The sequence below is a fragment of the Leyella stercorea genome (genome assembly GCF_021531355.1).
Taxonomy (GTDB): domain Bacteria; phylum Bacteroidota; class Bacteroidia; order Bacteroidales; family Bacteroidaceae; genus Prevotella.
Genome location: NZ_JADYTS010000010.1, coordinates 1 through 14,046 on the forward strand (window position 1 = coordinate 1; position 14,046 = coordinate 14,046).

Here is a 14,046-nt window from a genome sequence, read left to right on the forward strand (position 1 = left end):
GGAATAAATTGTACCTTTGACATATTAGAAATTTCTTTCCATAAAGGTACAAAAAAATTATGGAATAGCAAAGTCCGAGCTTGTGAAAGTTCGGGCTTTGTGATATTTTAAAAGAGGGTGTGAATTTTGACACACCCCCTTGAGCAGTATTGTCATAGGGGTTGGATGCTTACGTGCCTTCTGTTCTGTCGGTTTTCGGACATGAAAGAGTTTTATTATCTTGCTTTAAGATTGGGTAAGATATATTCGGATTACGATAGTAAGGACGTGGCACGTTCTAAACTCGCATTATGGTTTAATCAGGTTGAGCAATGGAACTGTGAAGAGTTTAATACTGTCATCAAAACGTTTCAAAGCCATTATGACAGAGTACTGAATTTCTTCAATGACAAAAGAACTAACGCCAGTGCCGAATTATTCAATTGCAAGTTAAAAACATTTAGGGCTGAATTCAGAGGAGTAAATGATCTGAATATCTTTATAGGGTAAGGCCGTTGTTTGCATAAGAAATGCAGATTGTTAAAACAAAACAGTATTATATGAGCTCAAGTCCCGGTAAGTCTTAAAAGGGATAAACGCTAGCATAGCAGCTACGCTTACATTTCTTGGTTAATATTAGTTAATCACTAAATTAATATTTTTAGTAGTTTTCCTACTTTGGGAAATAATTAGTAATTTTGCATTATAATTTCAAATCAAGATTACATTTGTTTCAGTTCTGAAACGTAATCTTTCATTTTTATAAAAATCCATGTATAGTAAAGAAGATTTATCAGTCAAGACTACGGCTGAATTGCAAGATATTGCGCAAGAAATGGGCATTGACGTTGCATCAGATGATAATGCGGAAGGGCTTATGTATGCAATACTTGACAGGCAAGCCGAAATAGAAGGTAGCAAGAACCCGCTTGGTGCGACCAAGCGTCGTCGCACCAGAATAACCAAGAAAGACACAGACCGTGTTTATACTGTGAATGGCAAAGAAGGTGAGAATTTCGATGTTAAGAAAAATAAGGTAGAAGAAACAGAACAACAGACACAGTCTGTAGAAACTGTAAATGTAGAACAAGTTCCAATGAGTCCTGAGGAGATGCTTATGGCAATACCTAAGCATAGAGGACGTAAGTCGAAGAAGGAGCTAGAACTGCTTTCGGCCATAGAAGAACGTAAACGTATGGACGAAATAGCAGCGCAAGGAACTGAAAGTGAAGAGTCGTCAATACCGGATGTGCAAAAAACTCAACCTGAGGTTTTGAATGCGGACAACATAAATGATACGGATATTCCTGAAGCATCATTGGGCAATGACGAAAAGATAGCCGATGAGGATAGTGTGGACGATGATATGCTTGCACAACTTCAGGCAAAAATAAAGTCGCACAATGAGACAGTTGATAGCAACGCTGCCAACGTTGATTGTGTTTGGGCTGGCGATCCTGGCGACGGAACCGATTTTATCACAGTAGTCGACCTGCCGATTGAAGATCAGGGTGCAGTTCCTACATACGACATGTTTGACAATCCAACTTCTAATTTACAGAACGATGCGCTGTATAATGTGCAACCTCAGCCACAGCCCGAGGAGCCTCTGTACGACTTCACCGACCTCGTTAAGGCCAACGGAGTGCTTGAGGTGATGCCCGACGGATACGGATTCCTCCGCTCAAGCGACTACAACTACCTCTCTTCGCCCGACGATATATACGTGTCTACACAGCAGGTGAAGAGCTACGGACTCAAGACTGGCGACGTAGTAGACTGCCACGTGCGTCCGCCGCACGACGGCGAGAAATACTTCCCGCTCACAAGCATCGACATGATCAACGGACGCAACCCCAACGAAATACGCGACCGTGTGGCATTCGAACACCTCACACCGCTCTTCCCCGACGAGAAGTTCAACCTCTGCGGCGACCGTGCCACAACCAATCTCAGCACACGCATCGTCGACCTCTTCTCGCCCATAGGCAAGGGACAGCGCGCGCTTATCGTGGCACAGCCCAAGACAGGTAAGACGATCCTCATGAAGGACATTGCCAACGCCATAGCAGCCAACCACCCCGAAGCCTACCTCATGATGCTGCTCATCGACGAGCGCCCCGAGGAGGTTACCGACATGGCACGTACCGTAAACGCCGAAGTGATAGCGTCAACATTCGACGAGCCTGCCGAACGCCACGTCAAGATAGCCGGAATAGTACTCGAGAAAGCCAAGAGAATGGTGGAGTGCGGACACGACGTAGTGATATTCCTCGACTCGATAACACGTCTGGCACGCGCATACAACACCGTGTCGCCAGCATCGGGCAAGGTGCTCACAGGTGGTGTCGACGCCAACGCCCTGCAGAAGCCCAAGCGATTCTTCGGAGCAGCACGCAACATCGAGAACGGAGGCTCGCTCACCATCGTGGCAACAGCCCTCATCGACACAGGCTCGAAGATGGACGAAGTGATATTCGAGGAGTTCAAGGGAACCGGCAACATGGAGTTGCAGCTCGACCGCTCGCTCTCAAACAAGCGCATCTTCCCGGCAGTCAACCTCGTGGCTTCAAGTACGCGTCGTGACGATCTGCTGCAGGACAAGACCACACTCGACCGTATGTGGATTCTGCGCAAGTACATTTCGGACATGAACCCCATCGAGGCGATGAACACCATACACGACCGTATGCACCGCACGCGCGACAACGAGGAGTTCCTGTTATCCATGAACGACTAATATGGAAAAATTCATAGAAGTAAAAGGAGCGCGGGTCAACAATCTGAAGGACATCAGCCTGAAGATACCGCGCGACAAACTTATTGTTATAACCGGAATCTCTGGTTCCGGCAAATCATCGCTGGCTTTCGACACATTGTATGCCGAAGGCCAGCGACGTTATGTAGAGTCGCTTTCTTCGTACGCCAGACAGTATCTTGGCAGAATGAGCAAACCCGAATGCGACTATATCAAGGGTCTGCCACCGGCAATTGCCGTAGAACAGAAGGTAATATCGCGAAATCCGCGAAGCACAATAGGCACATCCACCGAAATCTACGAATATCTACGTCTGCTTTTTGCACGTATAGGCCACACCTACTCGCCCGTAAGCGGCAAGGAGGTGAAGACCCATACCGTCGACGACGTGCTGGAGTGTACACGGCAATACTCCGAGGGTACGAAGTTTGCCGTGCTGGCACCACTCAACGTGGTGCAGGGACGCACGCTACACGAACAGCTTACTGCCGAATTGCAGCAGGGCTACTCGCGCATCTGGTACAAGGGAGAGTTCGTGCGCATCGACGACTTCATAGCTGAAGACAAGGAGAATGTGAGTGCCGACCAGCTTTATGTTTTGATTGATCGAATGAGTGTAAGTTCTTCTGAATCAAACGGTTCTCGACTGACTGAATCGGTAGAGACTGCCTTCTACGAGGGCAACGGCACCTGCCGCCTCGTGTTCCCTCCGTCAAATATCTGCTACGACTTTTCCACCTCGTTTGAGGAGGACGGCATCACGTTTGAGAAGCCTACCGACAGCATGTTCGCATTCAACTCGCCTGCAGGAGCGTGTCCCGAGTGCGAGGGATTCGGCAAGGTGATAGGCATCGACGAGAAGCTGGTTGTGCCCAATACGTCGCTGAGCGTATACGACGGATGCGTGCAATGCTGGCACGGCGAAAAGCTGGGAACATGGAAGGCAGAATTCTGCCGCAGGGCAGCAACCGACAAGTTTCCCATATTCGAACCTTACTTCAACCTGACAAGAGCGCAGAAGGACATGCTGTGGCACGGACTGCCTTCCGACCGCAACCGCGACGTACGCGATAGGGTGTGCATCGACTCGTTCTTCCAGATGGTCAAGGAAAACCAATACAAGATACAATACCGCGTGCTGCAAAGCCGCTATCGTGGCAAGACGGTCTGCCCCTTGTGCTATGGCACCCGACTCAAGAAGGAGGCAACATGGGTGAAGATAGGCGGCATGAGCATAACCGAACTGGTGGAGATGCCCGTGGTGAACCTGAAAGAATGGTTCGCAAACCTCCAGCTCAGCGAGCACGAGGCAAAGATAGCAAAGCGACTGCTCACGGAGATAAACAACCGTCTGCAGTTTCTGCTCGACGTAGGGCTGGGCTACCTTACGCTCAACCGTCCCTCCGACTCGCTTAGCGGCGGCGAGAGCCAGCGCATCAATCTCACCACCAATCTCGGAAGCTCGCTCGTAGGCTCGGTCTACATACTCGACGAGCCGAGTATCGGACTGCACAGCCGCGACACCGACAGACTGATACATGTGCTGCGCGAGCTGCAGCAGCTCCACAACACGGTAATAGTAGTAGAGCACGACGAGGACATAATGCGTGCTGCCGACTATATAATAGATGTAGGACCTGACGCTGGCAGACTCGGAGGCGAGATAGTGTTTGAAGGAACGCTCGACGACATTCTGCACGCCGACCCGGACAAGACGCGCAGCCATACCGTGCGCTATCTTTCGGGAGCCGACAGGATACCCGTGCCGCAGTCAAGACGCCAGTGGAACCACGCCATAAAGATAAAGGGAGCGCGGATGAACAATCTGCGCGGAATAGACGTCACCCTGCCGCTCAACGTGCTGACCGTGGTGACGGGAGTGAGCGGTTCGGGCAAGTCGTCGCTCATCAAGGGAATACTTTATCCCGCCTTGAAGCGCCATCTGAACGAGGTGGCTGACGCTCCGGGCGAATACTCGTCGCTCGAGGGCGACTGGCAGATGGTGAAGCACGTGGAGTTTGTCGACCAGAACCCTATAGGCAAGAGCACACGTTCCAATCCTGCCACTTACATCAAGGCTTATGACGCCATACGCCAGCTCTTCGCAAGCCAGCCCCTGGCAAAACAGGAGGGATATACGGCACAGTACTTCTCGTTCAACGCCGAAGGCGGACGCTGCGAGGAGTGCAAGGGCGCTGGAGTGATAACGGTAGAGATGCAGTTCATGGCAGATCTCGTGCTGGAGTGTGACGCCTGCCACGGCAGACGCTTCAAGAAGGAAATACTCGACGTGCGATACCACGACAAGAACATCTACGACGTGCTGAACATGACTGTACGTGAAGCCATCGAGTTTTTTGAGAAGTATGGCGAAAAGCAGATTGCCGACAAGTTGCGGCCGCTCGATGCAGTAGGACTGGGATACATCAAGCTGGGACAAAGCTCGTCAACCCTCTCGGGAGGTGAGAACCAGCGCGTCAAGCTCGCCTATTTCATCGGACAGGAACGGCAGGAACCTACGCTCTTCATATTCGACGAGCCCACGACAGGTCTGCATTTCCACGACATCCACCGACTGCTCAAGGCGTTCAATACGCTCATAGAGAAAGGACACTCTATAATCGTAATCGAGCACAACATGGACGTGATAAAATGTGGCGACTATGTGATTGACCTCGGTCCCGACGGAGGCAACAAGGGTGGCAACATCGTCTGCTGCGGCACTCCCGAAGAAGTGGCAAGATGCCGTGAGAGTGCTACAGGACGTTATCTGAGCGAGAAGTTGAGGGCGGATTAGCGGAGTAAAATCAATACCGCTACGCTAAAGGAACTATATAAATCATAAAGAACAACATAGCTGATTTCTTATGTAGATTGACTATGTTGTTCTTTTTTTATGTCAGGCTGAAGATTCCTGTGGGCAGCGTGCGGCGTAGAGCTTCTACTTTCACGTCTTCGCCTACACGTATTCCTGCATCTTCGAGCGTATGGCAGACGGTGACGAGAGCCAGCTCAGGCTTGTTGTTCTCCTGACTGAGGTGGCACAGCCATATGTGTTTGAGGCGGCTGGTAAGGTTCTCAGCCAAGGCAAGGGCACATTGCACGTTGCTCAGATGGCCGTGTCCGTTCCTGATGCGGTCTTTCAGATAGCGCGAGTAAGGTCCCGTCTCGAGCATCTGCGGGTCGTAGTTGGCCTCTATTACCAGGTAGTCGGCACGGCTGATGAGCTGCTTCATCTCGTCGGTTATGGCGCCTACATCCGTGAGCAGACAGAACGCTATTCCGTCAGCCTCAATCAGATAGCCCACATTGTCGGAGCTGTCGTGAGGCACGTCAAAGGGAGTGATGCGGAAGTCGCCAACGTTGAAGCTCTCTCCCTTCACAACCTTCATCCTGTTGGAGTGGGCGAGCTTGCAGCGCATGCAGTAGTTGCGGTCCATGCCGGCATGAACCGTCTCGGTAGCATAGACAGGCAGATTGAATTTCTTGCTCAGACTGCCCACCGACTTAATGTGGTCGGCATGGTCGTGAGTGACGAGAATGCCGTCGAAACCATCCACAAACCGTAGTCCGTAATCATGAAACGCCTTCTTGAGCGACCTCGTTCCTACGCCTACATCAATAAGCAGACCCGAGTTCTGTGTGTATATGTAGTAGCAGTTGCCACTACTTCCGCTTCCAAAAGATATAAAGTTCAGCATTTTTTCTTCTATAAACATTAAAATACCGGCAAGAGCAAGTGCTGAATATAGATGCATTTACCTTTGTCGGTTTGGATTTTCATACAAAATTAAGCAAAAGAGGTGAATATGCCAAAGAAAATAAGTAATTTTGTAGTTGTTATCAACCAAAGAAGTTATAGGGTATGTCAGTAAAACAAACAATACTCATCTCCTTCGCCTTTATAACGGCGTTGTGCCTGGCAAGCGCATGCTCGCTTAAGGACGATGCTGCTGTGGAAAGCTGTGCCAGAAGTTTCGGGCAGAACTACTTCAATCTACGCCTGAAGCAGGCTTCGGCGCTGTGTACCGACCGCTCGTACAAGTGGATTGAATTTCATGCGTCGAACATCAGTCAGAACGACGTGGACGTGCTGAACGCGCAGACCGACAGCGCATTGTGTGACATCGACGACATAGACATCGACGGCGACAGCGCACGGGTGAAAATGACGGTCCGCAACTTCCTGTTGTGCGACTCAATAGGATGCCCGGGCAGAATGTGCAAGGAAGGCAAGTGCCGGCTGACACTAAGAAAGGAAGGGGAAACGTGGAAGGTAGACCTCGACGGCCCCGTCACAAAAACAGAAGAATAAGAAACGAAAATATGATATCAATAGAAGGACTCTCAGTTGAGTTCAGCGCAAAGCCATTGTTCAGAAATGTGAGCTTTGTAGTGAACGACCGCGACCGCATAGCCCTTGTGGGCAAGAACGGAGCAGGCAAGTCGACCATGCTGAAGATAATATGCGGAATGCAGAAACCTACAGACGGCAAGGTGGCAATACCCAACGACACCACTATAGGCTACCTGCCACAGGTGATGATTCTGCAGGACAACACCACCGTGAAGGAGGAGGCGCGCAAGGCTTTCTCGTACGTGACAAAGATGAAGGCACGTATTGACGACCTTAACCGCCAGTTGACAGAGCGTACCGATTACGAGAGCGAATCGTACGCCGCACTTGTGGAGAAGTTCACACAGGAGCACGACCGCTTCATGATGCTCGGTGGCGACAATTACGAGGCTGAGATAGAACGCACGCTTACAGGTCTGGGTTTCCTGCGCACAGACTTCGACCGTCCCACGAGCGAGTTCTCGGGAGGTTGGCGCATGCGTATCGAGCTGGCAAAGATTCTGTTGCGCCGTCCCGACATACTCTTGCTCGACGAGCCTACCAACCATCTCGACATCGAAAGTATAGGATGGCTAGAGCGATTTCTGCAGCAGAGTGCCAAGGCTGTGGTGCTGGTGAGCCACGACCGCGCCTTTATTAATAATGTGACAAACCGCACAATAGAAATCACCTGCGGACAGGTGAACGACTATCGTGTGAAATACGACGAATACATAAAGCTGCGCGACGAACGCCACGAGCAGCAGTTGCGCGCCTACGAGAACCAGCAGAAGGAAATAGCCGACATCAAGGACTTCATTGAGCGGTTCCGCTATAAGCCAACCAAGGCTGTGCAGGTGCAGAGCCGCATAAAGCAGCTGGAGAAGATTGTGCCTATTGAGGTGGACGAGGTGGACAATGCCACGATGCATTTGAAGTTTCCGCCATGTCTACGCTCGGGCGACTATCCGGTAATATGCGACGGAGTGGGCAAAAGCTATGGCGACCACAACGTGTTCTCGAATGTTGACCTCACCATTGAGCGAGGCGAGAAGGTGGCGTTCGTAGGCAAGAACGGCGAGGGTAAATCAACGCTCGTGAAGTGTATTATGGGCGAAATACCGTTCGACGGCAACCTTAAGGTAGGACACAACGTGCAGATAGGCTACTTTGCCCAGAACCAGGCGCAGCTGCTCGACGGCGAACTGACCGTGTTTGAGACCATTGACAATGTGGCAAAGGGCGACATCCGACTGAAGATAAAGAACATACTTGGCTCGTTCATGTTCTGTGGCGAGGATGTAGACAAGCAGGTGAAGGTGCTCTCGGGAGGCGAACGCAGCCGACTGGCAATGATCAAGCTGCTGCTCGAACCCGTCAACCTGCTCATCCTCGACGAGCCTACCAACCATCTTGACATTCCCTCGAAAGAAGTGCTTAAGGAGGCAATACTCGCCTTTGACGGCACAGCCATCATCGTAAGCCACGACCGCGAATTCCTCGACGGCCTCGTCAGCAAGGTGTACGAATTCGGTGGCGGCAAGGTGCGCGAACACTTAGGCGGCATTTACGATTATCTGCGGGCGCACAACGTGGAAGACATGACAGCCCTGAACACGGCAAGCACGTTTGCGGCAAATACGGACAACGCCAGTTCGGCAAAGACGGCTGACGACGCAGAGAAGTCGCAGGCCAAGGAAAGCTACGCCGAGCACAAGGAGAAACAGAAGAAAATACGCAAGATAGAGAAACTCGTTAAGGAGTCGGAGGCTAAGATAGAATCGATGGAAAACCGACTGAAGGAACTCGACGAGAAGCTATGTACGCCCGAAGGCGCATCCGACATGCAGCTCGTCAACGAATACACATCCGTCAAGATGCGTATGGACGAGGAGGAGGAACGCTGGACGCAACTGTCGGAAGAACTTGAGGAGCTGGCGCGACAAATCGTAAAATAGGGCGCTTGTATTTGCATAAAAATGACATATATAAGTCATTATATGAGTCAAACGTGTTATAATGAGCCTCCTTGACAGCAAAAAACGGCAAAATCATATTCTAAACACAGAAAAATTTGTAACTTTGCCGAGGATAGCACCCCTAACATGTCAAATGTTCATGCTTGATAGGCATGAAGCCTTATGTATCTCAACAAAACACAAAGCTTATGCAGATAGCTATAGTCAAGTATAATGCTGGTAACATCAGGTCGGTAGTCAACGCCTTGCAACGTATCGGGTGCAATCCCGTTATTACGGATTCGCCAGAAGCGTTGATGTCGGCCGACAAGATTATATTCCCCGGACAGGGGGCTGCCGGCGAGACAATGAAGTATCTGAAAGAACACAACCTCGACAGGCTGATATGCGCATTGCGCCAGCCCGTACTGGGAATATGTATAGGACAGCAGCTCATGTGCCGACATTCGGAAGAGGACAATACCGACTGTCTTGGAATATTCTCTGTCGACGTGAAGCGTTTCGTCCCGACTGACAGCAGCGAAAAGGTGCCTGCCATGGGATGGAACAACATACACAACCTCAAGACGGGGCTGTTTGAGCACGTCGGCGAAGACGATTTCGTGTATTTCGTACATAGCTATTATGTGCCCGTGTGCGAACATACCATCGCTGTGGCAGACTACACTCTGCCATTCAGCGCAGCTCTGAGAAAGGACAACTTCTACGCAACACAGTTCCATCCCGAAAAGAGTGGCAGCGTGGGCGAACAGATATTAAGAAACTTCATTGAACGCATATGATTGAACTGATACCGGCAATCGACATAATCAACGGCGAATGCGTAAGGCTCACCAAGGGCGACTACTCGCAGAAGAAAGTGTATGGCAAGCCGATAGATATGGCTGCCGAACTGGAAAAGACTGGTTTCAAGCGACTTCATATGGTCGACTTGGACGGGGCAAAGTCCAAACACGTTGTAAATGCTGACGTACTAAGCGAAGTGTGCAAAGGCACAGACCTCAAGGTAGACTTCGGTGGCGGCATAAAGACACAGCATGACATGGACACAGCTTTCGACAACGGAGCATCGATGGTGACGATAGGAAGCATCTCGTATACCAATCCCGAGATGTTTGCCGATTGGCTCAAGCGATACGGACCGGAGCGTATAATATTAGGTGCAGACGTGCTTGACGGCAAGATTGCCATAAACGGATGGCTGGAACATACCGAACGTGACATATTTGATTTTATCGGCTTTTACAAGGCCAAAGGCATCAGCCAGGTGTTGTGTACCGACATTTCAAAGGACGGAGCGCTCTCAGGCACATCCATCGAGTTGTACAGGAATATAATGAAGCGCTTTCCCGACCTTCACCTCATAGCAAGTGGCGGCGTGTCGTCGGCTGACGACATTATAGCTCTTGACGAGGCATGCATTCCGGCTATAGTGTTCGGAAAGGCTTACTACGAAGGACGCATAGACATAGAACGTATAAGTCACCTCATTTAAAAAAATGAACGATTATGGGACTTGCCAAAAGAATCATACCATGCCTTGATGTGAAAGACGGGCAGACCGTTAAGGGCGTCAACTTCGAGAATCTGCGCAACGCCGGCGACCCTGTGGAGCTTGCAAGAAGATATAGCGAAGATGGAGCTGACGAACTGGTGTTTCTCGACATCACAGCAAGCGCAGAAGGACGCAATACATTCACCGAGATGGTGGAAAGGGTAGCCAAAGTGATAAACATACCGTTTACCGTTGGCGGAGGCATCAACGCTTTCTCTGATGTAGAGCGACTGCTGTATGCAGGAGCCGACAAGGCGAGCATCAACTCGGCTGCCATACGCAACCCGCAGCTGATAAATGAAATATCGTCGAAGTTCGGTTCTCAGGTGTGCGTATGTGCTATTGACGCACGCCAGGAGGCCGATGGCGAATGGTATTGCTATGTAAAGGGTGGGCGAGAGCGTACCGACCATCGCCTGTTTGACTGGGCTGCAGAAGTGGCCGACCGAGGGGCTGGCGAAATACTCTTCACCAGTATGAATCACGACGGAGTGAAGACCGGCTATGCCAACGAGGCGCTTGCGCAGTTGTCGACGTTGCCAATACCAATAATAGCAAGTGGTGGAGCAGGCAACATGCAGCACTTCTATGATGCTTTCAGCATAGGTAAGGCTGACGCAGCTCTTGCTGCAAGCGTGTTCCATTTTGGCGAGATAAGCATTCCGGAACTCAAACGGTTTCTGAATGAAAAGGGAGTGAAAACAAGAATTTAAAAAGAACCTCATAAATAAAACGATTGGTTATGAATATAGATTTTGAAAAGATGAACGGACTCGTTCCTGCTATTATACAAGACAATACAACCCGTAACGTGCTGATGCTGGGCTACATGAACCGCGAAGCCTACGAGAAGACTCTGGCTACAGGCAAGGTTACATTCTGGAGCCGCTCACGCAACTGCTTGTGGACAAAGGGCGAGACATCCGGCAATTTTCTCAATCTTGTAGACATAAAGGTGGATTGCGATAACGACACTCTTCTGGTTAGAGTGAATCCTACCGGACCTGCCTGCCATCTTGGAACCGACACCTGCTGGGGCGAAACCAATGACGCCAACCCTCTGCTATTCCTTACCGAACTGCAGGACTTCATCAACAAGCGTCATGAGGAAATGCCCGAAGGCTCGTACACCACGTCGCTGTTCAAAGACGGACTTAACCGTATGGCACAGAAGGTGGGCGAGGAGGCTCTTGAGGCTGTAATCGAGGCTACAAACGGTACCAACGACCGTCTCATATATGAGGCTTCTGACATGTTCTATCATCTGATTGTGCTGCTCACAAGCAAGGGACTGCGAATCGAAGACATTGCCAAGGAACTCAAGGAGCGCCATGCTCCAAGTTGGCACAAACATTAAAATATAAGAATTCAAAACATATTTTCATATTATGTTGATAGAATATAACAAGGTCAACATCTATCAGGCTGACGAGATGATTCTCGAAGGTGTCGATTTTCAAGTGGATGCCGACCAGTTTGTATATATAATAGGTAAGGTGGGGTCGGGAAAGTCGACTCTGCTTAAAACCCTTTATTGTGAGGTGGATATCGACAAGGACGATGCAGAGACCGCCAAAGTGCTTGATAGAGATCTGACAACGTTGAAGCGCAAGGACGTTCCGGCTCTGCGCCGTGATATGGGCATCATATTCCAGGACTTCCAACTGCTTCACGACCGTAACATCTACAAGAACCTGGAGTTTGTGCTCCATTCTACCGGATGGAAGGACAAGAAGGAGATTGACGACCGCATAGACAATGTGCTGGCGGCTGTGGGTATGGAAGACAAGAAATTCAAGTGCCCGCACGAACTCTCCGGTGGAGAGCAGCAGCGTATCGCTATTGCACGTGCCCTGCTCAATCATCCCAAGGTTATCATAGCTGATGAGCCTACGGGCAATCTCGACCCCGATACAGCCGAGAAGATTGTAGGGTTGTTCTATGAGATAAGCCATACAGGAACTCCGGTGGTGATTTCAACCCACAACCACGGACTTATAGATCGTTTCCCAGGACGCGTTTATAAATGTGAGGAGGGTAAACTGATTGAGATGACAGACAAAACAAATAAGGAAAATAACAAATAAAAATATACACACTATGAAAGTAATGAAGTTTGGAGGAACCTCCGTAGGAACACCAGAACGCATGAAGTCGGTAGCGGCAATGGTGCCAGAATCGGGCGAACAGGTTTTCATTGTCCTCTCGGCAATGTCTGGAACAACCAACTCGCTTGTCGAGATTTCAAACTATCTCTACAAGAAGAATTCGGATGGAGCTAATGATGTAATCAACAATCTCGAAAGAAAATATATGGGACATGTGGAGGAACTCTACTCCACAGACGAATACAAGCAGCGTACCAAGGAATTCCTTGCTTCTGAATTCAACTATCTGCGTTCTTTCACCAAGGACTTGTTTACAAGCTTTGAGGAGAAGAACATCGTGGCTCAGGGCGAGATAATGAGCACCAATATGGTGGCAAACTATCTTGAGGAGCAAGGCGTTAAGGTGTGCTTGCTCTCGGCTCTCGACTTCATGAGAACTGACAAGAATGCCGAACCCGACTCACAGTACATCAAGGAGAAGCTCGGCGCCATCTTGAAGGAGAATGAGGGTTACCAGATTTATATCACACAGGGCTTCATCTGCCGCAACGCTTATGGCGAGGTGGACAATCTTCTGCGTGGCGGAAGCGACTTCACAGCCTCGCTCATTGGTGCCGCTCTTCCTGCCGAGGAAATCCAGATTTGGACCGACATCGACGGAATGCACAACAACGATCCGCGTGTCGTAGGCAATACAGAGGCAATACGTCAGCTCAACTTTGAGGAGGCTGCCGAGTTGGCTTACTTTGGTGCCAAGATTCTGCACCCAACATGTGTGCAGCCAGCCAAGTTTGCCGGTATCCCAGTACGCCTTAAGAACACTCTCGACCCTAAGGCTGAAGGCACTATTATCGACAATGTGCTGCTGAAGGGCAAGATCAAGGCTGTTGCAGCTAAGGACAACATTACTGCCATCAAGATCAAGTCGTCGCGCATGCTCTTTGCTACAGGTTTCCTGCGCAAGGTGTTCGAAATCTTCGAGTGCTATCAGACTCCCATCGACATGATTACTACCAGCGAGGTGGGCGTTTCGATGAGTATTGACAACACTACACACCTCAACGAGATTGTTGACGAACTGAAGAAGTACGGTACGGTTACAGTTGATTCTGACATGTGTATTGTATGTGTTGTGGGCGACCTCGACTGGAGCAACCTGGGCTTTGAGACTCTCGTTCTCGATGCTATGAAGAATATTCCCGTGCGCATGATTTCATACGGAGGAAGCAACTACAACATTTCCTTCCTGATAAGAGAGTCGGACAAGGCACGTGCTCTTCAGAACCTTTCAGACGTACTGTTCAACAAGAAGTAAAAATAGAAAAACATAA

Annotated in this window: 12 protein-coding genes; 11 read left to right on the plus strand and 1 reads right to left on the minus strand. The window is 49.9% G+C overall.

The window, feature by feature from the left end:
- Positions 1-201: 201 nt before the first annotated feature.
- The 3 genes from I6E38_RS04175 to uvrA all read left to right on the plus strand — a co-directional run bounded on the left by I6E38_RS04175 (position 202) and on the right by uvrA (position 5,534).
- The gene (locus I6E38_RS04175; RefSeq protein ID WP_235392832.1) at positions 202-489 is read left to right on the plus strand and encodes a transposase; all 288 of its coding nucleotides are present in this window, start codon (positions 202-204) and stop codon (positions 487-489) included.
- 262 nt (positions 490-751) lie between these two features.
- Entirely contained in the window at positions 752-2,719 is a 1,968-nt protein-coding gene (gene rho / locus I6E38_RS04180) for a transcription termination factor Rho (RefSeq protein ID WP_235392833.1), read from the plus strand.
- Between the two features lies 1 nt (position 2,720).
- Positions 2,721-5,534, plus strand: a complete 2,814-nt coding sequence (gene uvrA / locus I6E38_RS04185) for an excinuclease ABC subunit UvrA (protein WP_235392834.1) — start codon at positions 2,721-2,723, stop codon at positions 5,532-5,534.
- Between the two features lie 97 nt (positions 5,535-5,631).
- Here uvrA and I6E38_RS04190 read toward each other — a convergent pair whose 3' ends face one another.
- Positions 5,632-6,438 carry an MBL fold metallo-hydrolase gene (locus I6E38_RS04190; protein WP_235392835.1) on the minus strand — a complete coding sequence of 269 codons (807 nt, stop codon included), beginning with the start codon at positions 6,436-6,438 and terminating at the stop codon, positions 5,632-5,634.
- A 164-nt stretch (positions 6,439-6,602) separates the two neighbouring features.
- On the opposite strand from I6E38_RS04190, the gene I6E38_RS04195 reads away from it, so the two are divergent.
- The 8 genes from I6E38_RS04195 (at position 6,603) to I6E38_RS04230 (ending at position 14,030) form a co-directional block, all read left to right on the plus strand.
- On the plus strand, positions 6,603-7,052 hold the full coding sequence (locus tag I6E38_RS04195) for a hypothetical protein (RefSeq protein WP_235392836.1): 450 nt from the start codon (positions 6,603-6,605) through the stop codon (positions 7,050-7,052).
- An 11-nt stretch (positions 7,053-7,063) separates the two neighbouring features.
- Positions 7,064-9,031, plus strand: a complete 1,968-nt coding sequence (locus tag I6E38_RS04200) for an ABC-F family ATP-binding cassette domain-containing protein (RefSeq protein WP_235392837.1) — start codon at positions 7,064-7,066, stop codon at positions 9,029-9,031.
- A 209-nt stretch (positions 9,032-9,240) separates the two neighbouring features.
- Positions 9,241-9,834: an imidazole glycerol phosphate synthase subunit HisH gene (gene hisH, locus I6E38_RS04205; protein ID WP_235392838.1), complete on the plus strand. Its 594-nt coding sequence runs from the start codon at positions 9,241-9,243 to the stop codon at positions 9,832-9,834.
- A complete protein-coding gene (gene hisA / locus I6E38_RS04210) occupies positions 9,831-10,547 on the plus strand; it encodes a 1-(5-phosphoribosyl)-5-[(5-phosphoribosylamino)methylideneamino]imidazole-4-carboxamide isomerase (RefSeq protein ID WP_235392839.1) in 717 nt (238 codons plus the stop codon). The genes hisH and hisA overlap by 4 nt, the downstream gene beginning before the upstream one ends.
- A gap of 14 nt (positions 10,548-10,561) precedes the next feature.
- Positions 10,562-11,320 carry an imidazole glycerol phosphate synthase subunit HisF gene (gene hisF / locus I6E38_RS04215; protein ID WP_235392840.1) on the plus strand — a complete coding sequence of 253 codons (759 nt, stop codon included), beginning with the start codon at positions 10,562-10,564 and terminating at the stop codon, positions 11,318-11,320.
- A 29-nt stretch (positions 11,321-11,349) separates the two neighbouring features.
- Positions 11,350-11,964, plus strand: coding sequence for a bifunctional phosphoribosyl-AMP cyclohydrolase/phosphoribosyl-ATP diphosphatase HisIE (gene hisIE, locus I6E38_RS04220; RefSeq protein WP_235392841.1), 615 nt, complete (start codon positions 11,350-11,352; stop codon positions 11,962-11,964).
- Positions 11,965-11,995: 31 nt separating this feature from the next.
- The gene (locus I6E38_RS04225; protein ID WP_235392842.1) at positions 11,996-12,694 is read left to right on the plus strand and encodes a cell division ATP-binding protein FtsE; all 699 of its coding nucleotides are present in this window, start codon (positions 11,996-11,998) and stop codon (positions 12,692-12,694) included.
- Positions 12,695-12,707: 13 nt separating this feature from the next.
- On the plus strand, positions 12,708-14,030 hold the full coding sequence (locus tag I6E38_RS04230; protein ID WP_235392843.1) for an aspartate kinase: 1,323 nt from the start codon (positions 12,708-12,710) through the stop codon (positions 14,028-14,030).
- Positions 14,031-14,046: the final 16 nt, after the last annotated feature.

Coding starts and splice junctions, on each gene's coding strand:
- I6E38_RS04175 (WP_235392832.1), top strand. CDS start 202: ATGAAAGAGTTTTATTATCTTGCTTTAAGATTGGGTAAGATATATTCG.
- rho (WP_235392833.1), top strand. CDS start 752: ATGTATAGTAAAGAAGATTTATCAGTCAAGACTACGGCTGAATTGCAA.
- uvrA (WP_235392834.1), top strand. CDS start 2,721: ATGGAAAAATTCATAGAAGTAAAAGGAGCGCGGGTCAACAATCTGAAG.
- I6E38_RS04190 (WP_235392835.1), bottom strand. CDS start 6,438: ATGCTGAACTTTATATCTTTTGGAAGCGGAAGTAGTGGCAACTGCTAC.
- I6E38_RS04195 (WP_235392836.1), top strand. CDS start 6,603: ATGTCAGTAAAACAAACAATACTCATCTCCTTCGCCTTTATAACGGCG.
- I6E38_RS04200 (WP_235392837.1), top strand. CDS start 7,064: ATGATATCAATAGAAGGACTCTCAGTTGAGTTCAGCGCAAAGCCATTG.
- hisH (WP_235392838.1), top strand. CDS start 9,241: ATGCAGATAGCTATAGTCAAGTATAATGCTGGTAACATCAGGTCGGTA.
- hisA (WP_235392839.1), top strand. CDS start 9,831: ATGATTGAACTGATACCGGCAATCGACATAATCAACGGCGAATGCGTA.
- hisF (WP_235392840.1), top strand. CDS start 10,562: ATGGGACTTGCCAAAAGAATCATACCATGCCTTGATGTGAAAGACGGG.
- hisIE (WP_235392841.1), top strand. CDS start 11,350: ATGAATATAGATTTTGAAAAGATGAACGGACTCGTTCCTGCTATTATA.
- I6E38_RS04225 (WP_235392842.1), top strand. CDS start 11,996: ATGTTGATAGAATATAACAAGGTCAACATCTATCAGGCTGACGAGATG.
- I6E38_RS04230 (WP_235392843.1), top strand. CDS start 12,708: ATGAAAGTAATGAAGTTTGGAGGAACCTCCGTAGGAACACCAGAACGC.